Annotated in this window: 30 protein-coding genes and 1 tRNA gene; 7 read left to right on the plus strand and 24 right to left on the minus strand. The window is 61.1% G+C overall.

Going from position 1 to position 25,290, the window contains the following annotated elements; translation table 11 throughout:
- Positions 1-17 precede the first annotated feature (17 nt).
- Entirely contained in the window at positions 18-929 is a 912-nt protein-coding gene (locus AWT75_RS12320) for an N-acetylmuramoyl-L-alanine amidase (RefSeq protein WP_082696084.1), read from the plus strand.
- A 101-nt stretch (positions 930-1,030) separates the two neighbouring features.
- Here AWT75_RS12320 and serS read toward each other — a convergent pair whose 3' ends face one another.
- Both serS and AWT75_RS12330 read right to left on the minus strand, forming a co-directional pair.
- Positions 1,031-2,317, minus strand: a complete 1,287-nt coding sequence (gene serS / locus AWT75_RS12325) for a serine--tRNA ligase (RefSeq protein WP_062789358.1) — start codon at positions 2,315-2,317, stop codon at positions 1,031-1,033.
- 283 nt (positions 2,318-2,600) lie between these two features.
- A complete protein-coding gene (locus AWT75_RS12330) occupies positions 2,601-3,911 on the minus strand; it encodes a replication-associated recombination protein A (RefSeq protein WP_062789359.1) in 1,311 nt (436 codons plus the stop codon).
- An 88-nt stretch (positions 3,912-3,999) separates the two neighbouring features.
- Here AWT75_RS12330 and AWT75_RS12335 point away from each other — a divergent pair, with 88 nt between their 5' ends.
- Entirely contained in the window at positions 4,000-4,917 is a 918-nt protein-coding gene (locus tag AWT75_RS12335; RefSeq protein WP_082696085.1) for an alpha/beta hydrolase, read from the plus strand.
- Positions 4,918-4,947: 30 nt separating this feature from the next.
- Here AWT75_RS12335 and lolA read toward each other — a convergent pair whose 3' ends face one another.
- From lolA to AWT75_RS12350, 3 genes are all read right to left on the minus strand, one after another.
- Positions 4,948-5,556, minus strand: coding sequence for an outer membrane lipoprotein periplasmic chaperone LolA (gene lolA, locus AWT75_RS12340; RefSeq protein WP_045848680.1), 609 nt, complete (start codon positions 5,554-5,556; stop codon positions 4,948-4,950).
- A 159-nt stretch (positions 5,557-5,715) separates the two neighbouring features.
- Positions 5,716-6,723, minus strand: a complete 1,008-nt coding sequence (locus AWT75_RS12345) for a hypothetical protein (RefSeq protein WP_153013318.1) — start codon at positions 6,721-6,723, stop codon at positions 5,716-5,718.
- A gap of 71 nt (positions 6,724-6,794) precedes the next feature.
- Complete coding sequence (locus AWT75_RS12350; protein ID WP_062789395.1) at positions 6,795-8,390, minus strand: NAD+ synthase; 1,596 nt, start codon at positions 8,388-8,390, stop codon at positions 6,795-6,797.
- A 73-nt stretch (positions 8,391-8,463) separates the two neighbouring features.
- On the opposite strand from AWT75_RS12350, the gene AWT75_RS12355 reads away from it, so the two are divergent.
- On the plus strand, positions 8,464-9,594 hold the full coding sequence (locus AWT75_RS12355) for a GNAT family N-acetyltransferase (RefSeq protein WP_239689570.1): 1,131 nt from the start codon (positions 8,464-8,466) through the stop codon (positions 9,592-9,594).
- 63 nt (positions 9,595-9,657) lie between these two features.
- Positions 9,658-9,748: transfer RNA gene (locus AWT75_RS12360), tRNA-Ser, on the plus strand.
- A 671-nt stretch (positions 9,749-10,419) separates the two neighbouring features.
- Here AWT75_RS12360 and AWT75_RS12365 read toward each other — a convergent pair.
- Genes AWT75_RS12365 through AWT75_RS12375 form a run of 3 tightly spaced genes read right to left on the minus strand, consistent with a single transcriptional unit; the run spans position 10,420 to position 12,207 of the window.
- Positions 10,420-10,728, minus strand: a complete 309-nt coding sequence (locus AWT75_RS12365) for a YciI family protein (RefSeq protein WP_062789362.1) — start codon at positions 10,726-10,728, stop codon at positions 10,420-10,422.
- A 26-nt stretch (positions 10,729-10,754) separates the two neighbouring features.
- On the minus strand, positions 10,755-11,360 hold the full coding sequence (locus AWT75_RS12370) for an FMN-dependent NADH-azoreductase (protein ID WP_062789363.1): 606 nt from the start codon (positions 11,358-11,360) through the stop codon (positions 10,755-10,757).
- A 25-nt stretch (positions 11,361-11,385) separates the two neighbouring features.
- Positions 11,386-12,207 carry an alpha/beta fold hydrolase gene (locus AWT75_RS12375; RefSeq protein WP_153013319.1) on the minus strand — a complete coding sequence of 274 codons (822 nt, stop codon included), beginning with the start codon at positions 12,205-12,207 and terminating at the stop codon, positions 11,386-11,388.
- 727 nt (positions 12,208-12,934) lie between these two features.
- On the opposite strand from AWT75_RS12375, the gene AWT75_RS22190 reads away from it, so the two are divergent.
- The gene (locus tag AWT75_RS22190; RefSeq protein ID WP_204377028.1) at positions 12,935-13,324 is read left to right on the plus strand and encodes a helix-turn-helix domain-containing protein; all 390 of its coding nucleotides are present in this window, start codon (positions 12,935-12,937) and stop codon (positions 13,322-13,324) included.
- Positions 13,325-13,492: 168 nt separating this feature from the next.
- Here the strand turns inward: AWT75_RS22190 and AWT75_RS12385 are convergent, their stop codons facing one another.
- The 9 genes from AWT75_RS12385 to AWT75_RS12415 all read right to left on the minus strand — a co-directional run bounded on the left by AWT75_RS12385 (position 13,493) and on the right by AWT75_RS12415 (position 18,379).
- Positions 13,493-14,323, minus strand: a complete 831-nt coding sequence (locus AWT75_RS12385) for a DNA cytosine methyltransferase (protein WP_062789365.1) — start codon at positions 14,321-14,323, stop codon at positions 13,493-13,495.
- A complete protein-coding gene (locus tag AWT75_RS20940; protein ID WP_082696086.1) occupies positions 14,295-14,486 on the minus strand; it encodes a Com family DNA-binding transcriptional regulator in 192 nt (63 codons plus the stop codon). Before AWT75_RS20940 ends, AWT75_RS12385 begins: the two co-directional genes overlap by 29 nt.
- Positions 14,487-14,636: 150 nt before the next feature.
- Positions 14,637-15,161, minus strand: a complete 525-nt coding sequence (locus tag AWT75_RS12390) for a phage tail assembly chaperone (protein ID WP_062789366.1) — start codon at positions 15,159-15,161, stop codon at positions 14,637-14,639.
- Positions 15,158-15,973, minus strand: coding sequence for a hypothetical protein (locus AWT75_RS12395; RefSeq protein WP_062789367.1), 816 nt, complete (start codon positions 15,971-15,973; stop codon positions 15,158-15,160). Before AWT75_RS12395 ends, AWT75_RS12390 begins: the two co-directional genes overlap by 4 nt.
- A 9-nt stretch (positions 15,974-15,982) precedes the next feature.
- Positions 15,983-16,396 (minus strand): hypothetical protein, encoded by a 414-nt coding sequence (locus AWT75_RS12400; RefSeq protein ID WP_062789368.1) that lies wholly within the window; start codon positions 16,394-16,396, stop codon positions 15,983-15,985.
- A complete protein-coding gene (locus AWT75_RS22910) occupies positions 16,397-16,537 on the minus strand; it encodes a hypothetical protein (protein WP_239689571.1) in 141 nt (46 codons plus the stop codon). It abuts the gene before it with no gap.
- A complete protein-coding gene (locus AWT75_RS12405; RefSeq protein ID WP_239689572.1) occupies positions 16,486-16,965 on the minus strand; it encodes a putative phage tail protein in 480 nt (159 codons plus the stop codon). The genes AWT75_RS22910 and AWT75_RS12405 overlap by 52 nt, the downstream gene beginning before the upstream one ends.
- Positions 16,962-18,026 (minus strand): baseplate J/gp47 family protein, encoded by a 1,065-nt coding sequence (locus AWT75_RS12410; RefSeq protein WP_062789369.1) that lies wholly within the window; start codon positions 18,024-18,026, stop codon positions 16,962-16,964. Before AWT75_RS12410 ends, AWT75_RS12405 begins: the two co-directional genes overlap by 4 nt.
- The gene (locus AWT75_RS12415; protein ID WP_062789370.1) at positions 18,026-18,379 is read right to left on the minus strand and encodes a phage GP46 family protein; all 354 of its coding nucleotides are present in this window, start codon (positions 18,377-18,379) and stop codon (positions 18,026-18,028) included. Before AWT75_RS12415 ends, AWT75_RS12410 begins: the two co-directional genes overlap by 1 nt.
- An 81-nt stretch (positions 18,380-18,460) precedes the next feature.
- Here AWT75_RS12415 and AWT75_RS21305 point away from each other — a divergent pair, with 81 nt between their 5' ends.
- On the plus strand, positions 18,461-19,162 hold the full coding sequence (locus AWT75_RS21305) for an ETEC_3214 domain-containing protein (protein ID WP_153013320.1): 702 nt from the start codon (positions 18,461-18,463) through the stop codon (positions 19,160-19,162).
- Here AWT75_RS21305 and AWT75_RS12420 read toward each other — a convergent pair.
- The 5 genes from AWT75_RS12420 to AWT75_RS12435 all read right to left on the minus strand — a co-directional run bounded on the left by AWT75_RS12420 (position 19,159) and on the right by AWT75_RS12435 (position 24,198).
- Positions 19,159-19,785, minus strand: coding sequence for a phage baseplate assembly protein V (locus tag AWT75_RS12420; RefSeq protein ID WP_062789371.1), 627 nt, complete (start codon positions 19,783-19,785; stop codon positions 19,159-19,161). The two genes, AWT75_RS21305 and AWT75_RS12420, sit on opposite strands and share 4 nt — an antisense overlap.
- 133 nt (positions 19,786-19,918) lie before the next feature.
- Complete coding sequence (locus tag AWT75_RS22915; RefSeq protein ID WP_239689573.1) at positions 19,919-20,425, minus strand: hypothetical protein; 507 nt, start codon at positions 20,423-20,425, stop codon at positions 19,919-19,921.
- A complete protein-coding gene (locus tag AWT75_RS22920; RefSeq protein ID WP_239689574.1) occupies positions 20,356-20,931 on the minus strand; it encodes a phage baseplate assembly protein in 576 nt (191 codons plus the stop codon). The genes AWT75_RS22915 and AWT75_RS22920 overlap by 70 nt, the downstream gene beginning before the upstream one ends.
- Entirely contained in the window at positions 20,915-22,186 is a 1,272-nt protein-coding gene (locus AWT75_RS12430; RefSeq protein WP_062789372.1) for a DNA circularization protein, read from the minus strand. The genes AWT75_RS22920 and AWT75_RS12430 overlap by 17 nt, the downstream gene beginning before the upstream one ends.
- Positions 22,186-24,198: a phage tail tape measure protein gene (locus AWT75_RS12435; RefSeq protein ID WP_062789373.1), complete on the minus strand. Its 2,013-nt coding sequence runs from the start codon at positions 24,196-24,198 to the stop codon at positions 22,186-22,188. Before AWT75_RS12435 ends, AWT75_RS12430 begins: the two co-directional genes overlap by 1 nt.
- Positions 24,199-24,207: 9 nt before the next feature.
- On the opposite strand from AWT75_RS12435, the gene AWT75_RS21310 reads away from it, so the two are divergent.
- Positions 24,208-24,393, plus strand: coding sequence for a hypothetical protein (locus AWT75_RS21310; RefSeq protein WP_153013321.1), 186 nt, complete (start codon positions 24,208-24,210; stop codon positions 24,391-24,393).
- Between the two features lie 42 nt (positions 24,394-24,435).
- Here AWT75_RS21310 and AWT75_RS12440 read toward each other — a convergent pair whose 3' ends face one another.
- Both AWT75_RS12440 and AWT75_RS12445 read right to left on the minus strand, forming a co-directional pair.
- Positions 24,436-24,909 carry a hypothetical protein gene (locus tag AWT75_RS12440; protein ID WP_062789374.1) on the minus strand — a complete coding sequence of 158 codons (474 nt, stop codon included), beginning with the start codon at positions 24,907-24,909 and terminating at the stop codon, positions 24,436-24,438.
- 3 nt (positions 24,910-24,912) lie between these two features.
- Positions 24,913-25,284 carry a hypothetical protein gene (locus tag AWT75_RS12445; RefSeq protein ID WP_062789375.1) on the minus strand — a complete coding sequence of 124 codons (372 nt, stop codon included), beginning with the start codon at positions 25,282-25,284 and terminating at the stop codon, positions 24,913-24,915.
- Between the last annotated feature and the right edge of the window lie 6 nt (positions 25,285-25,290).

Raw genomic sequence — 25,290 nt, forward strand, 5'->3', positions numbered from 1 at the left:
AACAAAGCCAGAGCCCCATGAAAACCAAAAAACCAGTTCTTTCCCGCAGTTATCTGTATCAAACCATTGTCCTGAGCACCAGTCAGCTTGTTCTGGCTGGCTGCAGCAACACCATGTCGGCCAAGCAGGCTGAACCGGCAGCAAGCCGGCCTGCCTACGAAAAAATGGCGGAGCATTACTTGCTGAATACCAGCTTTACCGCCCAGGGCCAGGACGAGCGCATCCGTTTTGTCATCCTGCATTACACGGCACTGAATCAGGCAGATTCCCTCGCCATGCTGACCGGTCCGCAGGTCAGCACACATTATCTGGTGCCGGAAAACCCGCAATGGCGTGGTGGAGAGCCAGTCATCATGCAGCTGGTGCCGGAAAGCAAGCGTGCCTGGCATGCCGGTGTCAGTAGCTGGGGCGGCTGGCGTGCGCTGAATGCGTCTTCGGTGGGCGTGGAAATGGTCAACCGTGGCTACACTGAATTACCTTCTGGCTGGCGTCAGTGGTATCCGTATACGCCTCAACAGATCAAGGCCGTGTCTATCCTGCTCAAGGATGTGATTGCCCGGAACCAGATCCAGCCCTACAACGTGCTGGGTCACAGCGACGTGGCACCCTTGCGCAAGTCCGACCCCGGCCCTTTGTTTCCCTGGGAGCAATTGGCCGGCATGGGAATCGGCGCCTGGCCGGACCCGCAAACGGTGGAAAAACATCTTGCAGGGCGCGCGCCCAAACAGGCGGCCGTGGTGCTGGAAGTGCAGAAAAGCCTGAAACGCTATGGCTATGACCAGATTCCGCAAACTGGTGAGCTGGATGAAGATACCCGCAAAACCATCAGTGCATTCCAGATGCACTTTCGCCCGGCAGACTACAGCGGTAATGCCGATGCGCAAACCGAGGCCATTGCCAAAGCCTTGCTGGAAAAATACCGCCAGTAACAATTGCCTGACTTCCGCCCAGGCCCGTCAAGCAGACTTGCTTCACCAAACAAAAAAGCCACGACATGTCGTGGCTTTTGGGCTGGCAGAACCGGCGGATATCAGCCGCCGATTATTTCCTTGCCGCCCATGTACGGACGCAGCACGGCCGGAATGGTCACGCTGCCATCGGCATTCTGGTAGTTTTCCAATACCGCCACCAGGGTACGGCCTACAGCCAGACCGGAACCGTTCAGGGTGTGCACCAGCTGGTTCTTGCCGTTTTCGTCCTTGAAGCGGGCCAGCATGCGGCGCGACTGGAAGGCTTCACAGTTGGAGCAGCTGGAAATTTCGCGGTAAGTGTTCTGTGCCGGCAGCCATACTTCCAGATCGTAGGTTTTGGCAGCGCCAAAGCCCATGTCGCCCGTGCACAGGGTAATCACGCGGTAGGGCAGTTCCAGTGCCTTCAGGATATTTTCGGCGTGGCCGACCATTTCTTCCAGCGCAGCATAGGAGTGGTCCGGATGCTCGATACGCACCATTTCCACCTTGTCGAACTGGTGCTGGCGGATCATGCCACGGGTATCACGGCCATAGCTGCCGGCTTCGGAGCGGAAGCAGGGCGAGTGGGCGGTCAGCTTGAGCGGCAGCTCTTCCATTTTCAGGATGCTGTTGCTCACGGTATTGGTCAGGGTGATTTCCGAGGTGGAAATCAGGTACTGGTCTACCGTGCCTTCTTCACCGCCCTTGGTCACCTTGAACATGTCTTCGGCAAATTTCGGCAGTTGGCCGGTGCCCAGCAGGGCGCTGTCATTGACGATGTAGGGGGTGTAGTGCTCGGTATAGCCATGCTCGCCGGTATGGGTGTTGAGCATGAACTGCGCCAGCGCGCGGTGCAGACGGGCAATGTCGCCCTTCAGCACGGTGAAGCGGGCACCGGACAGCTTGGCACCGGTGTCGAAATCCAGGCCCAGCGGGGTGCCGATGTCGACATGGTCTTTTACTTCAAAGTCGAACTGGCGCGGCACGCCAACACGGCGCACTTCCACATTGTCGTTCTCGTCCTTGCCCACCGGAACGGATTCGTTCGGCAGGTTGGGAATGCTCATCAGCAGGGCGTCCAGCTTGGCTTGCACCGCTTCGAAGGCGGCTTCGGCTGCTTTCAGTTCATCACCCAGGTTCGCCACTTCGGCCATGATGGCAGACACGTCCTCACCCTTGCGCTTGGCTTCGCCAATTTGCTTGGAAGTGGCATTGCGGCGCGATTGCAGTTCCTGCATGCGGGTTTGCAGGGATTTGCGGTCGGCTTCCATTGCGGTGAAAGCGGCGGTGTCCAGGGTGTAGCCACGGCTGGCCAGGCGGGCAGCAACAGCGTCCAGATCGTTACGGAGCAATTGAATGTCTAGCATGGAAAATCCTGATGGTATTGAAGTGTCTTGCTGGTAGCGGGCTGTGCAACAGCATCAGCCCCTTACTGAATCCTGCATGCGGAGGGAAAGCAACCGCTGTGTGGTGCTGCACTGTCTGCCTGTGGCTGGCAGCACCCACTCATTCTGTAAAACGCAAGTGTAACGGTAACAGGCGGGCTTTGTCCTGCCTGTTGCTGGCAAAAACAGCATTATAAGCAATGCTGGCGGGCTTGTAGATGCTGGCAGGCGACGTCCTGTTGGCTAGCCCTTGGTCGCTGCGGCCTTACTTCTTGCCGGCTTCCTCATCCCACTTTTTCAGCAGGGCCAGTTTTTCCCCGATCTTGATTTCCAGCCCGCGCGGCACCGGCTGATACCAGCCCGGTTCCGGCATGTCATCCGGCAGATAGCTTTCACCGGCGGCATAGGCATTCGGTTCGTCATGGGCATAGCGGTATTCATGGCCATAGCCCAGCTCTTTCATCAGCTTGGTGGGCGCATTGCGCAGGTGTACCGGCACCGGGCGGCTCTTGTCCTGCTTGATGAAGGCGCGCGCCTGGTTGTAGGCCATGTAGCCGGCATTGCTCTTTGCCGCCACCGCCAGGTAGATGGCGGCTTGCGCCAGCGCCAGTTCGCCTTCCGGGCTGCCCAGCCGCTCGTAGGTGGTGGCGGCATCGTTGGCAATCTGCATGGCGCGCGGGTCGGCCAGGCCAATGTCTTCCCAGGCCATGCGTACCAGGCGGCGCGCCAGATAGCGCGGGTCCGCGCCGCCATCCAGCATGCGGGTGAGCCAGTACAGGGCGGCATCCGGGTTGGAGCCGCGCACCGATTTGTGCAGGGCGGAAATCTGGTCGTAGAAGGCATCGCCGCCCTTGTCGAAGCGGCGGGCGTTGACGCTGAGCACTTCGGCCAGAAAGTCCTGCGTGATCTGACCGGTTTTGCGTGCCAGCGCGGCGGTGCGGGTTTGCTCCAGCAGGTTAAGAAAGCGCCGTGCATCGCCATCGGCATAGCCGGTGAGGGCAGCGATGGCCTGCTCGTCGAATTCCAGCCCGTCCAGCGCGCCCTTGTCGCGCGCACGCTGGAACAACAGCACCAGCTCGTCTTCCCCCAGGCTGTTCAGCACATACACTTGCGCCCGTGACAGCAGGGCGGAGTTCACTTCGAACGACGGGTTTTCCGTGGTGGCACCAATAAAGGTGAGCAGGCCGGATTCGACAAAAGGCAAAAACGCATCCTGCTGGCTTTTGTTGAAGCGGTGGACTTCATCGACAAACAAAATGGTGTGACGGCCAGAGCGTTGCAGCGCGGCATGCGCCTGTTCCACCGCGTCGCGAATGTCCTTTACCCCGGAGAACACGGCAGAGAGCGGAATGAACTCGGCATCGAAACTGCCGGCCAGAATGCGCGCCAGCGTGGTTTTACCCACGCCGGGCGGGCCCCACAGAATCATCGAGTGCAAGGTGCCGGATTCCACTGCCAGCCGCAGCGGCTTGCCGGGGCCGATCAGGTGCTGCTGGCCAATCACCTCATCCAGTGCGGCGGGGCGTAGGGCCTCGGCCAACGGTTTTTTGGCTTCCTGGGCAAACAGATCATTCATGGCGGCTGACACGGCAAAAGAAACAGGCTGCTAGTATATCAGCTGTGTTCTGCCTGCCGCAGGCGCTATGAATCGGGAGGGGAGTGGAATGAAGCCGGTTGTACTCTGTTTATGGCTGCTGCTGGCATTGCCGGTGCAGGCTGGCCCCCTGCAGAACTGGCTGCAGCAGCGGGCGGCCAGTCACGATGCTCTGGCGGAGGAGGATGTTGCCAGCAGTGGCCGTTTGCCTGCTGGTGCACGCAAGCTGGCGGACTTGGCGTATGGACCGGATGTGCGCCAGCGACTGGATGTTTATCTGCCTGCAGGCGAAGGGCAGGGTCGGCCATTATTGGTCATGGTGCATGGCGGGGCATGGCGCTTGGGCAGCAAGCAGGCGTCCAATGTGGTGGATAACAAGCTGGCGCACTGGCTGCCTGCCGGTGTGGTGCTGGTGTCGCTGGATTATCGCCTGCTGCCGCAGGCCCCGGTGGAGGAGCAGGCGGATGATGTGGCCCGCGCGGTGGCCTGGGTGCAGGCGCATGCTGCCGAATGGGGTGCAGACAAGCGGCAACTGGTATTGATGGGCCACTCTGCTGGCGCGCATCTGGTCGGCTTGCTGAGTACCGATACCGCACTGCGCCAGCGCCATGGCGTGCAGCCCTGGGTGGCCAGCGTGCTGCTGGACAGTGCAGCGCTGGAGGTGGCGGGCATCATGCGCGGCCCGCATTTCCCCTTGTATGACAAGGCTTTTGGTAGCGATGCCGCGCTTTGGGACCGTTTGTCGCCCACCCGTTTGCTGGGCGCGGGCACACCGCCACTATTGGCCGTGTGTTCCATGCAGCGGGCCCAGTCCTGCCAACAGGCACATGGCCTGGCTGACAAAGGCAGGCAGGCCGGGGTGGTGGTGCAGGTATTGCCGCAGGACCTGAGCCACGCGCAGATCAACCAGCAGCTGGGCGTGACTGGTGACTATACCCGCCAGGTTGACCGTTTCTTGCAGCAGTCCGGCTGGAAGCCGTCCCCCTGAGCCGGCCGCTACATGTCAGTTGGCGGTTGTTCAGTCGCCGCTGACCACATCCGCGCCCTTGGGCGGGGTGAAGCTGAAATGGCTGGCTGCCAGGGCAGGGTTTTTCTGCTGATTGGCAAAACGGATGCGGGTGTTGTTGCCAAAACTGTCGGTCAGCTCCATTTCCACCAGCATCTTGTTGCTAAAGCCCATGCGGATGGCGTTGAAGGTGTTGTCCTGTTTTTTCGGGCTGGCGCTCAGCCACTCCACGTCGCCTTGCTTGCCCGCTTCTTTCAGGATGTAGTCGCGTTCGATGGCATTATTGCCGGCCAGCAGCGCGGCCGGGCTGCTGCCCAGTGCGCCGTCCAGGTTCTTGCGGGTGACCTGGGCCAGGTCCTTGTCGTAAATCCACAGTGTCTTGCCATCACCGACAATCAGCTGTTCGTACGGCTTGTTGTAACTCCAGCGGAATTTGCCGGGACGGGAGATTTCCAGCTGACCGGAGACTTCTTCTTTCTTGTTCTTGGCGCTGACCACCTGGGTAAAGCTGGCGGACAGGGTTTTGGTGTCATTGACAAAGGCCTTGAGCTGGGCGATGGCGGCAGCCTGTACCGGCAAGGTCAGCACGGTGGCCAGCATGGCCAGGGCGAATTTTTTCATCTGGGGTCCTTGAGGCAATTGCAAGTGACTGTCATGGCAGTGCCGGCAACCGCCGTATGGCAAACGCGCCCCTGTCATGCTCACCTTGCTGGGCAGCAAAGTGTGACAGCAAGTGGGGGCGGCGGTTCGGATCATGCTGTTAAGGAGTGTTGGCCATGCTTACTTGGCCAGGTCCTGCAGCCATTGCGGCTTGGACAGTTTGTCGTAGTCGATGATGTCTGACGCTGCAGGCTGGTAGGCAAACACCGGCTTGCCGTGATTGCTGTAGCGCATGTGGAGATAGGCCAGGCCGCGCAGCTGCGGGGTGTCCAGCGTGATTTCCTGGTTTATCCCCAGCAACTGGCCCTGACGGTTGGCATACAGGTGCGACACCGTGCGCGTGGCTTGCAAGTCGGCAGCCGAACGCTGTGTCAGAGCGCGAACCAATTGCGCGGCGGCGGCAGCTTGCTTGCCATCTTCCGGACGGCCCTGGCGCTCGGCCTCCTGCTGGATCACCTTGACCAGGCCATCCACGATATGCACCACCACTTGGCTTTCCTGCAGCGGATTCATGGCAATGCGCAACTGGTAGCTGGCACCCAGCTGGCGGGCGGTGTCATCCAGCGGCTCCAGTGCAAATACCTGCTTGTCCACCGTGCCGTAACCTTCATCCACCAGGCCGGGCAGGGCTTTTATCATGGCATCCAGCGGAATTCTGGCGGCGATGTCGCTGGGCAGCTTGAAGCGGACAAAACGTGTTTGCTCGCTATACAGCTCGGGCACGAACAAGTCGAAAGCGGATGGGTCCACCAACAGCGAGAAATCCTGCAGGTTCAGCTCCAGCGGCAGACTGAGGCTGGCTTGCAGATTGCGCCGTTCAAAGCGGAAGGACGGAATCAGTTCCATCCGCTTGCTGGTCTGGTCCAGCGCGCCATTGATGGCCACCTTGGTGGAACGCGCTATCTGGTTGATGGTGTAGGACAGCTGCGGCTTGGCATCATCGGCGCTGCTGCCGTGCAGCGAGGTAAAGCCCAGCTCGCCGCTGAAGTTGTAACTGGCATGTTGCAGGTTGTCACGCAGTACCTGGCGGGTGGCGAGGTCTGCCGGTTTGCCGGCCAGCGGGCTGGCGCAGCCGGTAAGCAACAAGGCGGCAAGGGGAAGAGCGACGAGTGCAGGGCGAAGGTTCATGGTGATCCCGGAGTCATTTGTTATGTTATGGAGGTGCATGCGGGCTGCATGGCTGTGCAGCCCGCCAGACTTCAGCTGAACTTGTTGGTGATGGGGTAGCGCCAGTCCTTGCCAAAACCACGCTGGGTGACACGCGGGCCAACCGGTGCCTGGCGGCGTTTGTACTCGTTGATTTTCAGCAGGCGCACCACCTTGCGTACATCGGCTTCGGCAAAGCCATCGGAAATGATCTGTTCGGCCGACAGGTTTTCTTCCACATAGCGCGCCATGATGGCATCCAGCACTTCATAGGGTGGCAGGCTGTCCTGGTCTTTCTGATCCGGACGCAGCTCGGCAGACGGCGGGCGGGTGATGATGCGCTCCGGAATGATTTCACCCTGGGTATTGCGCCAGCGGCACAGGGCAAATACCAGGGTCTTGGCCACATCCTTCAGCACGGCAAAGCCGCCGGCCATGTCGCCGTACAGTGTGCAGTAGCCGGTGGTCATTTCCGACTTGTTGCCGGTGGTCAGCACCAGCTTGCCGGTTTTGTTGGACAGCGCCATCAGCAAGGTGCCGCGAATGCGCGCCTGCAGGTTTTCTTCGGTGGTGTCTTCCGCCAGGCCGTTGAAATTGGCAGCCAGCGCATTCATGAAGCTTTCGTACATCGGCCAGATTTCAATTTCGTCATACTTCACGCCCACCCGGCCTATCATGTCGCGCGAATCAATGACGGAAATATCGGCGGTATAGCGCGAGGGCATCATCACCGCATGCACCTTGTCCGCGCCCAGTGCATCCACGGCAATGGCCAGTGTCAGGGCGGAGTCGATACCGCCGGACAGACCCAGCAATACGCCGGGGAAACCGTTCTTGTTGATGTAGTCGCGCACACCCACCACCAGCGCGCGGTACACGCTTTCCAGCGGGTCGGGCAGGGCAGCCTTTGCGGGGGCGGCTTGCAGATCGCCCGCTGCAAAATCCACCAGCAGCAATTCATCATCATAGGCGGCGGCCTGGGCAACCACTTCGCCAGCCTTGTTGACGGCAAAGGATGCACCATCAAATACCAGCTCGTCCTGCCCACCTACCAGGTTGACATAGGCAAACGGCAGGCCGGTTTCTTCGCTGCGGTAGCGCAGCACCTCGTGCCGGGTTTCAATCTTGTTGCGATGGAAAGGAGAAGCATTGAGCACCACCACCACATCCGCCCCGGCGTCGGCGGCCTCGGCAGCAGGGTCTACCGACCATACATCCTCGCAAATCAGCACACCCACCTTGTGTTCGCCCTGCTGGAACACCAGTGGCGTGGCACCCGGAGTAAAGTAGCGGCACTCGTCAAACACTTCGTTGTTGGGCAGCAGCATCTTGTGATACTGGCCAAGGCGGTTGCCGTCGCGCAGCACGGTGGCCGCATTGAAACGTTCATGACCCAGCTTGACCGGATGGCCAATCACCAGCGTAATGCCATCCAGCTCCAGCAACTGGTCCATAGCGGCCGAACAGGCCTGATAGAAGCTGTCACGCAGCAGCAGGTCTTCCGGGCTGTAGCCGGTGAGCGCCAGCTCCGGCGTCACCAGCACATCCGCCCCCTGGGCGATGGCAGCCTGGGCCAGATCGAGAATTTTTCGGGTATTGCCGGCGATATCGCCAACAACGGGGTTGAACTGAGCGAGCGCAATACGCATGTTGAACACAACCATGGGTTTGGATAGTGTCGATTTTACCCCAAGAATGCGCACTTGCCCGAAAGGAAACCACGTGAATCTGCAACTGGCCGATCAACTCAATGCCCTGGATGCGGCAGAATGGGACCGCCTTGCCGCAAATGCCGGCCTGTTCATGCAGCGGCAATGGTTGACCGCCCTGCATGACAGCGGCTGTGCCACCGCGGCCACCGGCTGGCAGCCCCTGCCCATCTGGAGCGAGCAGCACGGCCAGCTGCAAGGCCTGGCACCCGCTTGGCTCAAAAGCCATTCGCGTGGCGAATACGTGTTTGACTGGGCCTGGGCCGAAGCCTGGCAACGCGCCGGGTTGGACTACTATCCCAAGCTGTTGCTGGCTTCACCCTTCACCCCGGTTACCGGCCAGCGCCTGCTGGGGCAGGGCGAAGCCAGAGCCGCGCTCATCGGCGGCCTGCAGCAAGTGGTGGCGGATTATCAACTCTCCTCCGCCCATGTCCTGTTTCCTGCGGCTGAGGAACTGGAGTTGTTGCAGCAGGCCGGCTGGCTGGTTCGCCACGGTGTGCAGTTTCACTGGCAAAACCAGGGTTATGCCGATTTCGATGCTTTTCTGGCAGCACTGTCGCAAAGCAAGCGCAAGAAAATCCGCCAGGAGCGGCGCAAGGTGCGTGATGCCGGCATCAGCATACAAGTCCTGCGCGGTGCAGAAATTACCGATCAGCACTGGCAGTTCTTCGAACGCTGCTACCGCCAGACCTATCTGGAACACCGCTCGCCGCCGTATCTCAACCTGGACTTCTTCCGCATGGCAGGTCGTTTACTGCCCAGCCACTGCGTTCTGTTTATCGCCAGCAGGGGAGATCAGCCCATTGCCGCCAGCTGGTGCCTGCAAGACGGCAGCACGCTCTATGGCCGTTACTGGGGTGCGCTGGAAAGTGTCGACTGCCTGCATTTCGAGCTGTGCTATTACAGCGGAATCGAATACGCCATCCAGCATGGGCTGCAATGTTTCGAAGGCGGCGCGCAAGGCGAACACAAACTGGCCCGCGGTTTTACCCCGGTCATCACCCACTCGGCCCACTGGATTACCCACCCGCAATTTCGCCGTGCCATTACCGACTGGCTGGCACGCGAGCGTGCCGCCATCGCCGATTATCACACCACGCTTTTTTTGCATGACGCTTACAAAAAGCCTTGCACAGCCGCTTAAGGGCTTATATACTGCGCAGCCTCTGAGGCCGAAACGCAGTAAACACAGCCTCAGCAGCCATCTGGAGAGGTGGATGAGTGGTTTAAGTCGCACGCCTGGAAAGCGTGTTCAGGGTAATACCCTGACGGGGGTTCGAATCCCCCCCTCTCCGCCAAACACCCCTAAAGTGTTGTTTTTACAGTAAGTTCAGGCTGCATAAGGCTTTTTTGCCCCTGAGTTCTACACAACACTCCTACACATTGGCGATAAGAGTTCAGTTTTTTTCTTGGCTTCCTATACTCTGGTGTAACTTTGCGGCAGTTTTGGCACTCGTTTGTGTAACGTCGCAGATTCTTTTGCACACTTTCGCGCGCGCTTTTGCACTGAATATGTAACTTTGCGGCAGTTTTGGCACTCGTTTGCACTTTTATTGTCACCGCCAATTTGCAGGGTTTTTGGCACGATTTGCGCTTTTTTTGTCACCGGTGCGCAAAAATCTAACGCTTCCTTTCTGCTACCTTTCCCTGTGATGGAGGAGGGTGGTCAAGTCCTGGTTCTCCGTTCTCTACCACTACCTGCAAATAAAAACACCCTGCTTCAAGGCAGGGTGTCGTGTCCGTAGTTTGGCCAAAGCTGCCTTTCAACCGATGACTGAGGAGCGGCTAATTTACACAGAATTCCAGACATCCTTCTGTTGAAACAGCACAAACCGATAAAGGCCATGCATGAATTTGCGCATGGCCTTTCTGTAATCTCGGTTGCCCCATTGTCAGGATAAATTGCTCTAAATCTCCCTTGCGAGACAAGGTCATTTTACATGGGGGCCAGACCTTGGCTGTCTCTGTGCTAAATCACCTTGGCTTGCTGGGCCCACATGTGGGGGAAACTTTCGGCACGGATTGCTGCTGTCATTACCTGAGTGTTGAAGCCGGCCAGTTGGTGAATGGCAAAGGGGTCGGCTGCAATCATCTGCTGTATTTCCGCCTCCTGCTCAGCATATGCCAGGATGAAGCCGCCCGTGCCTCCCAGCAGCGGGCCGGCGAACAGGATGCGGCCTTGGCGGATATTGTCGGCCAACCATGTCTTGTGGCTTTCCAGTTGTGCCTGGACTTCCTGCTCCGGGCGCAGATAGTGGAGGGTAATGGCAAATAGCATGTTTGTTCTCCGGTATGGAAGGTGAGTTACAGGCTGGCAATGGCGCTTTTGGCTTTGGCAATGCCTGCCTGACGGATTTCAGCGGCTTTGGATGCACCTTCCGCGCGGATGAATTGCACATCGTCTATGCCCAGAAAGCCGAAGAATGCCCGCAGATAGCCTTCCTGGAAGTCCATGTGTGCCAGCGGGCCTTCGGCATAGAAGCCACCACGGGCCGAGGCGACAATCACGCGCTTGCCACCGGCCAGACCAACCGGGCCGCGCTCGGTGTACTGGAAGGTACGCCCAGCCTGGGCCAGGCGATCCAGCCATGCCTTGAGCTGGGTGGGAACGGAAAAGTTGTACATCGGGGTGCCCACGACAATGACATCGCTGGCCATGAATTCCTGCAGCAACAATTCCGATAGCTGATGTTCCTGCAGCGTGGCTGCGTCAAACGTGCTTACGCCGCTGGGTCGGAATCCTCCGGCAATGGCAGCGGTAAGGTGGCGGATTTCCTGCTGCACCACATCGCGGTAGACCACGCGGGCGTCCGGGTGTGTGGCTTGCAACTGCTGCACGATGGCGGCAGACAAGTCACGGGTGATGGACTGTGCGCCAAGAATGCTGGCATCAATATGCAGAATATTCATGGGTATCTCTTTGCTGGGTGAGGTGTTAACGACTGGCAGCCTGGGCTGCCCGGTCTAGCAGGCGGGCGATGGTCGCCGGGCGGGAAATCATCGAAAGATGGCTGGCAGGCACCGACCACACGGTGGCACCGATTTGCCCGGCCATGCGTAGCTGAACCGCAGGCGGCAAGGCCTGGTCTTGCGTGGTATGCACATACCAACTGGGCTTGTCGTGCCAGGCCGCATGTCCCACCTTGCCGCCAAAGCTGGCGCTGGCAATGGGCTGCTGCACGGCGGCCAACAGCCGCGCCTGTTTGAGAGGCACATCGGCAGCCATCACCTGGCGGAACTGAGCCGGCTGGTCCAGCCACAGCATGCTGTGCGCGTCGGCAGCCAGCCCTGCCATCGGGGCCTGCAGGCGGGTCAGCAAATCACTGACCGATTCATCGTTATCCGGCACCAGGGCGGACAGGTAGACCAGGCCTTTCACATTGGCAGCATTGCCCGCCTGGGTGATGACGGCACCGGCCCAGGAGTGGCCAACCAGCAGCACATCTCCCGTCTGGCGCTGCAGTACCTTTTCGGTGGCGGCAACATCGTCCGCCAATGAAGTCAGCGGGTTTTGCACCGCCGTAACGTGATAGCCCAGCCGCTGCAGCCGGCTGATGACTGGTGCCCAACTGGAGCCATCAGCAAATGCGCCATGTACCAGCACGATATTGCGAATGGCAGGCGCGGCCTGGCCAGGCGTGCTGGCCAGTGTCAGCATCACACCGGCAAGGGCCAGCAGTTGCTGCTTCCAGTTGCGGGCTTGCCGTGCGTTGGCATTCTGGCTTGAAAAGCCTGTTGCATCATTTACTTGTGACATTTTTTCCATCCGGTGAGTCAATGTCATGCAGTGTAGCCGGGTGGATGAAGGCAAATAAGATGGCGAACTTGACATTGTTCATGCAAAATTCGCCAAACAGATAAGGGGAAAATCATGCAGATCGCCATCGTGGCACTGGAAGGCAGTTTGTTATCCGCCATCAGCGGCCTGGCGGACATGTTCTGGATCTGTAATCAGGCCAGCCGCAATCCGCCACCGGGGGTGGTGACAGCCCTGGCAGGCAGTCCCAGCCCTCTGTTTCATACCCGTATTGTCAGTGCCGATGGTCAGCCACTGCGTGACCCGCAAGGGCGGTGGATTCCGGTGGATGGCGCGTTTGATGCAGATACAGCCTACGATGCCATCCTGATTGCTGGCATGGCGCTGGGGCCTGATGGCCAGCCACCGCATAGTGCGGCACACGCGCAGGCTGCCTGCTGGTTGTCATCCCGCCATCAGACTGGCGTGCTGATTGGCGCGCGTGTGCCGGTACCTTTGTGCTGGGCGAAGCCGGTTTGCTCGACCGACGCCGTTGCACCACCACCTGGTGGTTACACCATGTGTTCAAGCAGCGCTTTCCGGCTGCCTGCCATGTATGGGGCAGCGCCCTGGAGGAGCAAGACGGCATCATTACCACCGGAGGGCCACTGTCCTGGGTGGACTTGGCCCTGCATGTCATCCGCCGACTGGCGGCCCGGAGCTGGCCAGGCTGGCGGCGGACATTTCGGTGGCCGACAGCCTGCCCCTGCCGCAATTGCTGTATGCCCCGCGTGGCTTCGTCAACACCGCCAATCCTCTGTTATTGCAGGCAGAGCAAATCATCCGCCATGCCCACCCCGGAATGACGGCGGAGGCCCTGGCTCAGGCATTACACCTGAGCGAGCGCACCTTGCACCGCCGCCTGAAGCAACTGACCGGAGAGTCACCCAAGGCCTTCATCACCCGCGTGCGTATCGAAACAGCGTGTGTGTTGCTGGGTACGCCAGGCATCAGCATCAAGCAGGTGGCCGGCCAGTGTGGTTATGGAGATGAAACTGCCTTCCGGCGCGCCTTCATTCAGGCCATGGGACTCACTCCGGTGGATTACCGCCGCAGGATGCAAAGCCACCAGAATTAACACGTGAAATTGCGTGCTCCCTACACCGTTCACTACAGCCTGAATGCCTTGTGACAGCTTACTCTCAGAAACGGACATCGCTACTTACGCTAGGGATGGCAGCTATAGCCGACATCCACCCAAACAGATGGGGGCCTCCGCCCCCTTCATCCTGCTTACCCTCCAGCCCTACACATAAGTCCCCCTCAGCTTCCGGGCGATCCATTCCACGACTTGCGGCACAACGGCGTTGCCGGCAGCTTGAGCCTCTGCAAAGTTGGTCGCATCCAGTCCGAGGCGAAGCCCATGATGCTCAGACGCTCTGGCCCGCTCAGCCATCGAATCCCGTCCGTCGGCTTGAGCGATGAGGCCTGCACCATGGATAGGGATCTGGCTGGGGGCTTGTCCGGCAAGTAGTGTAGGGAAAGGCTTGAGCCCGGATTGTTGCGCTGGCGGCGTGCCAGGAACAGCTGCCACTGGGCTGGCGTCAGCCAGCAGCTCGATGGGGGGATGCTCGCGAAGACCGGCAATAAGGAATACGCGACGGCGTTTTGTGGGGACTCCGAAGCATGAAGCATCCAGCACCCGCCAGCATCCCAGATACCCGCATTCGGCAAGCGTGGAAATGACTGTCTGGAAATCCTGGCCATCTCGGCAAGAGAGCAGCCCCGTGACGTTTTCAAGGACCAGCCAGCGAGGCTGTAGCTCGCGGGCGAGGCGGCAGACTTCAAAGAACAGGCCAGAGCGCTGGCCGGCCAGGCCTTGCCGGGCTCCCATGGTGGAAAGGTCCTGGCAGGGAAAGCCGCCGACCAGGACGTCAACGGCGCTAAGGTTGTGGGCGCCGACGGTGCGCACGTCGTCGAACTGGCGGGCGTGGGGGAAACGGTCGGCGAGGACGGCGCGGCAGACGGGGTTGATTTCGACTTGCCAGGCGGTGGTGAAACCGGCGTTTTCAAAACCGATGTCGAAGCCGCCGATGCCGGCGAACAGGCTACCGATGGTGGGGTGTGGGCCATGCATGTGCTTCCTTTGCAGTGGCGTGCGGTGACGCGCTGGCAGGAGGCTCGGTGGCCTTCAGGTGATTGTGTGCCCGGCAGCGCGGGCATTTGATGCAGAGGACCAGCACGTGGCCCTCGGCGAGTTTGCGGCCGCAATGGCCGCAGCGGATTTCGGGTAGTGACATCGGCAAGGTGGTCCGGGACCGTTTAACCGTTAGACTGTCGGGGCTTCAGCGCTGAAAGTGGCAGCCTTGGGGTGACTTGCAGGTATCGTCTGCGGGTCAGCTGGCCGGGTGGGTGTTGGTAGCACCCATCCGGTCGCTGTCTCTCTATTTCTACTCGGCTTGCTTTGTTGTGGCCGCTTGCTCCTCTCCCGTCAATGCCAGTGCGGGCCATTCAATCTGTGGCCAGTCCGGTGCAGTGCTCAAATCCCGCAGCTGCTGGCGGTAAGCTTTCACCGTGTCCAGGTCGGCCGCGCTGATGGGGTAGTCCGGCATCAGCAGGTAGTCGGTGGCCAGCAGGCGGCGGTCGCGTTCGGCGCGGGTCAGGCGTTCCTGTTCATCCGGCGGCAGCGGAGGTGGCCAGGCGATGGCATTGGCCGGGTCAAAGTTGGCGATGAAGGCGTCCAGCTCGGCACATTGTTCGGGATTCAGCTGCCAGGTGTAGTCGGCATCATCCAGCTCCAGCACCGACTTGTCGGCCGGTGTGGCAGGCAGGTAGCGGATGCGAACCGGCAGGCCTTGCCGGGTGCCGTCCTCGCTGGCCGGGCGCGGGGTGAGCTGTGCCTGTTGCCGGGTGTGGAAGGTTTCGCCGTCGCGCTGCAGGCGGGTGATGTGGCCATCGTAGATCAGGCTGTTCATGGTGCGTTTCCTCGAATGTCGCCGCGGTTGATCCAGCCAAAGGCGGCGTTATTACAGATGATGGCGGCCCCGGCTGCGCCACCGGCGACGGCGCTACGGGCACCGCCGGCCTGCTTGAACAGGCCGTCGCCACCTTGCTCTCCCCAGTTACCGCCCGGCACATTGCCGCCTGGGCCACCCCCGCTATGGCCGGGGGTGTCGAAGCTCGCGGCCGATCCCCACCATTTGTTATCGGAGCCATTGTTGGTAGGGCCGCCGGAGCCAAAAGGTGCGCCACCGCCGCCGGTGGAGTTGTAGTTGCCGCTGCCGCCGTCGTACCAGCCGGTGGCTCCGGAACCACCGCCACCACCGGCAATCACGCCGTAATTAGCCACCAGCAGCGGCACGCCCTGGCTGATGATGGCGGGGCCGCCTGCCTGACCGGCGTTTTGCCAACCGGGGCCGGTGTCTCCGCCCTGGCCACCCCGACCCAGGATAAAGCCGTGGTTTTCGATGATGATCTGGCATGATCGCAATGTGCTATTCCATATATTGCCGTCAAGGGAGAAACTGGAACTGGTATTGGCTGCGATCAAGTGAACGCCGGCTTTAACAATAAAACGGATAGTGCTGTTGGCACGGACAGGTCCGATGAACGCGTTATAAAGCAGAAATGAAACCCATTCAGCGTTGACCTGTGTGGTTGAAGCATCGATAGAGATCGTTACTTCCTTCTGAAACACCAGGCGGCCGTCCAGATAGCTGCGGCTGACTTCACGACCGTCCAGCCACCAGCGCTTGATTTCCCGGCCGTCGAGATAGGTTTTGGGCATGGCGCGGCCTCAGTACTGGAAGGTCATGCGTTGTGCCAGGCGAACGTCCCACTGGCCAGCAAACTCGGCCCGGTCCAGCTTGCTGTTCAGCACCTTGTTTGCTTCGGTCAATGCCAGGGCCAGTTCATGGCTGCTGGCGGCATCGGTAATGCCGTAGCCTTCCAGCGTGGTCGGTGTCTTGCTGATGTCCGCCCATGCGTGGCCATGCCTGAGTGGCGCGGCGGCATCGCTCACCAGTTTGCTGATGGCCTGCTTGAGCTGGTCGGTCTTGGCCGCATCCAGCTTGATGCCGGCCGCCTCGATCACGCTCACCAGCTCGCCCTGCATGCTGTTGAGCCAGGCGGCGGTCACGATGGTGCCCAGCGCACCGGTTGACGGGTCGCCATCGTGAAACAGGCTGTCCGGGGTGTTGATCTTCTGCATTCAGCCCTCCTGATAGGCAAAGTAGACAAAGCTGTGGGCGGGTTTCAGCTCGCGGAACACGGTTTCGATGACCGGGTCACCAAAGCTGGTCAGCGCTTCGCCAGCACCGGCCTGGCCCGCGCGGAAACGCCAGGCCTGCACCTGGGCGGCATGCACCACCACCTGCCACACCCAGATGATGTCGGCCACCTGCAGCATGTCGCGGCGCGGTTGATGCCAGCGCGGAAAGGCTGTGGCTCGACAATGTCGATGCGGTAACCCAGGCTGCTGGCCAGCCGCTGGAAGTAAGGGATGCTCAGTCCGCCAGTGGCCGCAAGCTTGGCCAGTACTGCCTGCAAGCGCTGCTGATAGCCCGCGCCGGGTGCTGGCGTTAAGTCGCACACCCGCTCCCAGTCCGGCAGGGTGTACTCGGCAAAGAAGGGGGAGATGGCGGCGGCGGCCTGCAAACCATCGCGCTCGGCCACATCCAGCGCATGCCCCTCCGCGTGCAGTTCGACCTGCAAGGGCTGGGCGTTGCGGGCGTAGGATTGCGGCGGCAGCAGCAGTGCCAAAAGTGTGGCGTGGCTCATGGCATGGCCTTGATGTCGAGTCGCCCCAGCCGCAGCCATTCCACCCGCTGTTCATTCACCAGCGGCTGTACGTTGGCAGCAGGCAGCACAATGCGGCGATCCACCACGCCGGGCAGGCTGGAGGCCAGCGTTTCCAGCTGGCTGCGGACCAGCAGCTGGCCGGGGGCCAACTGGTCGAAACGGGTTTGCAGCTGCGGTGTCAGTTGTAGCCTGGCTTGTTCCAGCGTCAGGCCGGACAGCGCCAGTTGCAGCTCCACCTCCACCAGTCGCACGGTGGGTGCGGCCACCAGGCTGTGCCTGGCGGTGACCGGGCGCAGTGCGTCGATATGCGCCTGTACCGCTGCCAGCGTTGCCGCAGATGGCAGACCCGCAGCCGAGGTGATGATGATGTCCACCGTACCCAGCCCACGGCGCAACGGGTAAACATAAGCCGCCGATACGCCCGGCACTTCCAGCGCCCAGCGGCGGTAGTCATGCACATTGCCGCCAGCGGGTGGACGGCGGATCAGGTCCAGCAGCCGCGCCAGCAGCTCGGCATCGCTTTCTTCCTCCACGCCGCCGCGCATTTCAGTCAGCACAGCAGTCGATTGCACGCCGGGTGGCGGGGCCAGCAGTTCCAGCCGGGCATCCTCTGGTGCATTGCCAGCCAGCCCTGGCTGCATGGCAGCGGCGGCCAGTGTCAGCGTGCCATCGTCCCCAATCCGGCCTGCCTCGCGGCTGATATACAGCTGGTCTCCCCACTTGCCCTGCACCCCGGCGGCGACGGGGCTGCCGGGATTGCCACGCATCAGCATGCGGCCGCTGGCGGTGACGGCAGGCTTGGGAGCCAAGCCACGCAAGCGGGCATGCAGCAGCAAATAATCATGATCGGCGGTGTCGGGGAAGATCTGCCGCACCATCCACGCCTGATGCTGGTACAGGCCTTCCACCGCACTGGCCACCGAGGTGGCGCGGATGAAATAGTCGGAATCCGGGCCGACATCGGCCTCCGGCAGCAGATTGCGGATGTCGCGCAGCATGTCGGCGCGAATCTGCGCCATGGTGAGCAAGGGATAAGCCATCAGCCGCCCACCCGTACCGGATAACGGAAGGTCTGCAATGCGCCGCTGGCGGCAGTCACGCCAATCAGTAGCACCAACCAGCCTGGCCGGGGCCGCTGGCTGTCTACCGTAATGCGGCTGGCACGCCCGTCCTGCAACAAGGGGGCCAGCGCCTGCTCGGCATACTGCCGCGCCAGCGTGTCGATACGGCTGAGGTCTTTGGCGCGTCGCAATTCATGCAGGCGCGAGCCGAGTGACGGGTCAGCCCACCAGCTGCCCAGCGGCGTGGCCAGGCGCAGGTAGACGGCATTGGCCAGGGTGCTGGTACGGCTACCGGCATAGCTGGCGGTGTGGGGGTCGAGTAAAGCGTCCATGCCCCGATTGTCGTCGGAAGATTTTTAGGGAAGGATGTGAAATAATTCAGTACTGTTCAATAAGTGAACTAGGTGGAATGAATGGAGCTTGCCAGTTTGTCTTTGTCGATACTGAAAGGGGCTATCGCACCTTTTCTGTGGTTGTGGAAAAAAATTTCACAACCGAGTCTTTCATATGACCGAGCGCCAAGGAATATTTTGCAAATCACATTTCCAGGCAATTCGATGAGGTTGGTTGAGCAAAAATTTGGTGTACCACCACGGGAGTTTGTTTCTCCAGATGGATCAAGGGTTGTTGGCTATGTGTTTTCAAATGCGCTATTGCAAATTTGCTATAATAATTCCAATGCAATTTCTTCCGTTATATTGATGAATTTGCACAGAGGGTGGGAGCTTAGATTTCCACTTAACTTGTTTAGATATTTTATTGTTCCGTATGCAAATGTTGTTATTGGGCGATCAAGTGTAAAGGATGTTTTTGAGCAAGATGCTATTGCGTTAAGAAAAGAATATTCATCAAAATTTTGTATCTTGTGGGAAAAGATTTATCTCGGAAATCCTGGTCGATATAAGACATATCAGTTTGGATTGATGGAGGCTGATGCAGGTGCTGAGGTAGGTGTGCAGTGTGACTTTCCAGATTATATTCATGTGGATGGTGAAGGTCAGGGCTTGGCTCACTTTGGCAATGCAGGTAAGTACAAAGTAAATGTAGTACGAATTTCAGATGATAATTTTGATGAAATTGATTGGTTTGGATATTGGCATGGAATGTTTCCTTAACGTATTGGCTCCTCAGTAAATCCACCCGAATCCCCTGGATGTTTGTGCTTCCGCACACTCACCCCACCCGCCACCACATCGCCATCGGTCTGGTAGCTGCCACCTTCCTGCCGCACATCCCCACTGAACACCGCACCATCCCCCCCTTTGATGGCCATGCCGCCTTGGCCGCTTAGCTGCTGGCGCACCATGACCTGGCCGGTAAATTCGGCCTGTGGGCTATCAAACCGCATGCCTTCGGTGGCGGTGAGGGTGAAGGTCTTGGTGCTGCCTTCGATCTTGCCGTCTTTAAACACAAAGGTATCGCCAAAGGCGTTAAATACCGCGGTTTCGCCGGGGGCCAGGCCTTGCACGCGGAACTGGCCATTCTCGGTGGCGATGATGATGCCATGACTGGTTTTGCCGCCCAGCGGCAGCACCACGACGGCGGTGCCGGGTGGCGGGTTGCTGCTGAAACCGAACTGCTGGAACAGCTCCAGGTCGGGCAGGCCTTCACCGGCCAGGCCTTCCACCTGGGCCAGCTGGCTGGCCGCGCCATTGCTGGTAAGGCCCAGCACGCCACGGAAGGCCTGGCGGATGCCGGCCAGCGCACGGCTGATGCGGCGGTCGATGTCTGGGGTCATGGCTGGCCTTTGCTGACGGTGTCGGGGCGGCTGACATCCACCGCCACCAGGGTTTCGCTGGCGCTGCTGTTTTTGCCACGGCGGTGGCTGCGCTGGTGCGGGTGGGCGTCCAGCACCCAGGCCCCGTCCTCTTTCAGGGTGAGCAGGGTCTGGCTGGGGCGGCCACGCCACCGCTGAAGCGGCGCGCCATCAAAAAGTAAATGCCGTTGATGTCGTGCGGCTCGCTCAATACATGCAGGCGCTGGCCTGGCGTCCACAGCAGGCCGTCGCTGGTGCGGTGGCCCTTTACCGTGGCTTGCAGGGTGAGGCCCTGCAGGCGCGAGTCCGACAGTATCTTGCGTGCCCGGGCGCGGGCAGCGGCCAGGCTGTCGGCGTCGTGGTCGATGACAATGCGCGGGCGGTACACGCTGACGCTGCTATCGCGCTCCACCACCTTGATGGCGTGGCGGCCGGCCTGCAGTGCGCTGCCGTGCGACTGGCCCAGCACGGTGATGTCCGAGTAACGCCCGGCCATGCTGCGCACGCGGTGCAGGCGCTGCACATTATTGCCCTGGCCATCACGGCGCAGGATCAGGCTGGCCACCGGTGGGCGCTGGTAGTCCGGCCCGCCGATGACCAGCGTGCCGTCCGGTTCAACCACGGCCACAGGCCGTTGGCCTCGGCCGCATTGCGCAGGGTGTCCCAGGCGCTGTCGCCGGGTTCGACGCTGACTTTTTCGCGGGTGAGGCTATGGGCGGCGTCGATGCGGATCTTGCTTAGCCCCAGCGGCCTGACCACCTGGGCGACGATGTCGGCCAGCGTAGCCTGACGGCGGGTGAAGATGGGCGAGGAGCAGTCCACCAGCACCGCCGCGCCGTCACGGCCGCGCAGGGTGAGGCTGTGTGCGCCGTGCTCTATCGGGTCCTCGATGTCGTCAATGCGCCCGGTGAGTACCAGTTCGCGGCCGATGCGCAGTTGCACCGCCGCACCTTCTTGCAGCACTGCTGGCAGGCGGCCATCGGGCAGGCCCAGTTGCAACTGCCAGGCATCGGCCGGGGTCAGCAGATCAGAGTCGATCTCGTAGCTGCTCCAGGTCTGATGTGCCTTGCCAGCCAGCAGCAGGCTGACCACGTCATCATCCGGCGTGGTGTTAACGGGCGTAGGCATTGAGCAGATCTCCGGCGTGCAGATGGTTGGGGTTGCGCAGTGCCGGGTTGAGGCGGGCCAGTTCGGCAGCGCGGCGGTAATCGCCATACCAGGCAAACGCCTGCAGGTGCAGATTGCCGTCCTGCTCCACCCGGCGCAGGATCAGTGGCGGGGCCAGCGCGATGACGGTGCGCGCCGCTTCCTGCACCGCCAGTGCGGTGTCTTTTAACGCCTCAATCACCGGGCGTGCCTGTTCCAGCGGGTAGGCTGCCTGATGGCTGTCTATCCCTGCCTGCAATAGCTGGCGCACATCGTTGGCCATTGCCTCCAGCTGCGGCGGGGTGAGCGTGGGATGCTCGGCCTGATCGGCCAGCAGCTCACTGGCGGTGCTGGCCAGCGTGCTGGCGGCCAGTACCTGCACCAGGGCAGTGAGCTGGGCCACGTCTTGCGGGCGCGGCGGCAGGCTTGGGGCCGGGGCGGGCTGGTTCTCCGCAACAGACGGTAAGTCACGGACCGGGTCGGCCGGACGGGATTGTTGCGCCGGCAGCAGCACGATGCGGTCCAGCTGCCGGGCGAGGCTGTTCCAGTCGCTGGCGATGGTGTCGGTATCGAAACCGCGCAGGTCCACCAGCCCGTCCAGCAGCCCCGCCAGCTCTGCCGCAAAGGCACGTGGGCTGTCCAGCAGGCTGGCCCCGCCGACCAGACCATGTAGCTGGCTGCGTACCGCCGCCAGTGTGCCGGCCATCACCGCGCCCAGCGCCTGCAAGGGGGCGAGTTGGCCTTGCCATTGCTGCAACCGGGACAGCGCCTGGTCGAACACGGCAATGCCAGACTGGCGGGTAGCATCCGCCTGCAAGGTCAGGCCGTGCGCCTGCTGTGCCGGCAGCTGCTGCACAAAAAAGGGCTGGCCCGGTGTGGCCTCCTTGAAGGCCAGTTCCACCGTGCAGTAATCCACCTCCTCGGCGGAGTGGCGGACGACATGGCGCAGCAGCTGCATGCGCGCCATGCTGCCGAATACCGGGTGAATCAGCTCGCCATGGCCGGGTTCATCCAGCACCGCCAGAAAAGCCTGCAAGCGGCTGTCGTAATCGTCACCAAAAAACACCGCCGTCAGCCGCAACTGGCGCGCCTTGCGCCCCAGGTCTTCCACGTCCTCGCCGTCCATATAAGGGTAGGCATGGCTGGCGGTATCGCGCTCGGCCTCGTCCTCGGTTTGCAGGCAGTCGAACAGCAGGCCGCGGAAGCTGGCATCCAGCAGGTTATCCTTCCAGGCCATCAGTTTCTCCTCAGCATCAGGCTGTTGGCCTGATTGACGGCGGCCACCAGGTCGTTGCCGTTCAGCCGGAACTCGCCCTGCAGCTGCACCACCATGGGTTGCTGGCTGGCCTGTTGCATCTTGTCGGCGGCCAGGTTAAAGCGGGTGGAAGAATCCATGACGGATTGCAGCAGGGCCAGTGGTGGCTGCGGTTGCAAGCTGTTGCCTCCATTTCCAGCCAGGCTGCTGCTGCCGGATGGGTCACTAAACCAGGCGGTTCCGGCCGCCGTGCCTGCCTTGTTACCCAGCCAGCCGCCGCTGATGGCACCGCCAATGGCACCCAGCAGCCCGCCAATGGCGGTGCCGATGCCGGGCAGAATGGCGGTACCCAGTGCCGCGCCCATGGCCGCGCCACCCCAGCCACCAATGGTGCCACCGGCTACATCACCGGCCAGGCCGGACCAGGCGATCTTCTTTTGCTGGTCAGATAGCGTCGGGTCTTTGTTGATGTCCAGTGCCTCATTGGCCGCCAAGACACCGCCCAGCACCACGCCGCCGGCCTTGCCGATCAGCTTGCCGGTTTTGGCCAGGCGCGATTCCCGCGCCGCCGTGGCTTGCGCCTGTTCCCAGGCTTTGATTTCGGCATGGTTGGTAATCTGCCCGGCGGTGTTGGTCTTGAGCGTGGGGCGCGCTTGTGTTGCCTTTTCCAGCCGGGCGGCTTCCCGTGCTTCCATCTTGCCCAGCAACCTGGGCAACTGCCGCTTCCAGGCCCAGTGTCCGCCCACCAGCAGTGCAGCCGCGCTGCCTGCTGCAGTCAGCGGATTTTCTGCCGCCCACTTGACCATGCCCGCCATGCCGCCGGTGGCCTGCGTGGCCTTGTCCGACAGTTTGAGTTTGGCCACTTCCACCTCGGCCGCCTTGATCTTGCCGAAGCTGGCTTCCCTGATTTCTGCCACTGCCGCGCCGACCAGGTCATTCCTGGCAGCGTCCTCGCCTTGCTGCATTTCGTTTTCCAGCACATCCACATTGCCCAGCAACTGCCGGGCTGCCTTGCCGGTATACATGTCGCGGAAACCGGCCTCGGACAGCTTGAACGGGTCATCCAGGTTTTTGGCTTTCAGCTCGCGCAGGAAGGCAAACAGGCTGTCCACCGCCTTTTGCCCGCCAATCGGCTTGCCTTGTTTGTCCACCCCGCCAAAGTAACCGCCAGGCATGTATTTCTTGATGTCGATGCCCTTGTCTTTAAGGCCTTTCACATAGTGCTTCTGCGTCAGGTGGCCGAAGAAGTGCTCCATGAAAGTGGCCACTTCACTGGGTTGCGTGGCCGGGGCCAGCTTCATCAGCTGCTGGGTAATGGCACCGGTCAGGTTCACCGCCTCGATGCCGGTAAAACCAGCCGCGGCCATGGTGTTGAAGGTCTTGGGGGCATCCTGTGCCATGGCACCCACTTCGTAACGGCCAGCCCGGCCGTGATACAGCAGCATATTGTGCATGGAGGCTTGCTGCTCCGGCTGGATGCCCAGCTTTTGCCGGGCGTCCACGTCCAGCTTGGCCACGGTTTCGGCACTGGTGAAATAGGCGGTGGCGGCGCGGGAGGATTCGCTGATGGAGGCAATGGCGAATTCAAATTTTTCACCCGCACTGGTGAAGGCGCGCAGGCCGGACAGTACGTCCTCTGGCATCTGCAGGGTGCTGCTGGCCACATCCAGCGCTTTCTGTTTGGCCTGGTTGCTTTGCGCGGCCGTCATCTCCCCGGTCTGCTTCATTTCCAGCAAGTCACGATGAAAGCGCAGGTTGTCGCGCATGGCATCACGCGCAGCGGACAGGCCACCCAGGGTGGCGGCCAGTCTGGACATGGCGGAGAAACCGTTGATTTCGTGGTTAAGCTTGCGTGCCAGGCTGACGGTGTTGTACAGGGCGCGCTCAGCCCCTGTCCCAAAGGACCGCATGGCGGCTTCGGCCCGCCGCAAACCCGATACGATCTGGGTCTGGCCGTTTAAACTGAGCCGCAGGGAAACTTCCAGATTTTGCATGGGGGCACCATGACGGGATGGTTATTGACACTGGGCGCGCCGGCACTGGCCGGCGGCTTGCTGATGTTGCTGTGCGGGGTGGCTATCCTGTTTTTTGGCGGACTTTCGCTGCTGGCGCGGGCGCTGGCGGCGGTTTGCGCCGTTGCGATTTCACTCTGCGAGTACCTGTCCGCTCGCCGCGATCCTCCGCGCTGACCACCTGGGCCAGCGCCAGCAGATACAGCCACTCCGCGTCGCTCAGGGCGATGGCGGGCTTGCCAAACACCGCACCAGCCTTTTCAGCGTGGCGGTACTTGAATCGTTCAAACGCGTTGTCTGCGGCGTTTTTTTTACCTCGTCCAGCAGTGCCAGGAATGCCTCGTCCGTCATGCGGGCCGGGCTGAACTCCCGCTCAAAGGCCAGATACTCCTCCAGCAAATACGCCTTCTGTTCCCGTGTCAGCGTGGTGGCCAACTGGCTGGCAGAGGCAAATGCCGGCTGGCCGTCCTCGGCATCCAGCACCGCCAGTGCCAGCAGTTCGTTGGCCAGGTGCCGCTCGTACAGTTCGGCACTGGTGGCAGTCATGGTGATATCGGCAAAGGTCTGGTGGGCGGCCAGCCCCGCGGTGGCGTAGTCCTGCTCGGTCAGCAGGCGCAAGCACAGGCAGGCATCGCCCAGCTGCACCGGCTGGCGCTGACTGGCCGCATGTTTCAGTTTTTCCAGCAGGGTCATAGCTTATTCCTTCACCTTGCGCAGTGCGGACAGTTTGATGTCGCGCCGCGCTTCGTTATCCACGCTGTATTTCTCGCCCACTTCGGTGGTAAAGCAGTCCAGCCAGCTTTCACGCTTGCCGCCGGCACTGAGCGGGTAAATGGTGAGCTTGGCCCCCTTGATGCCTTCCCAGTCCAGGTCGCCAGTCAGCGGAATGGCGACGGTGGCGGCCAGGTCGTATTCCGCCACACCTTCGGCAAAGCCCTTGGCGCGTCCGGTCTTGTTCATGGTTTTCACCAGCTTGCGGCCGGTCTTGGTGGTAGGGGAAAGGTCGATGACTTCCACTTCCTGGCCATCGACTTCCAGCACGATGGCACCTGCGTATTCTTCCAGCATGGAGTG

The sequence above is a fragment of the Aquitalea pelogenes genome (assembly GCF_001515305.1).
GTDB lineage: Bacteria > Pseudomonadota > Gammaproteobacteria > Burkholderiales > Chromobacteriaceae > Aquitalea > Aquitalea pelogenes.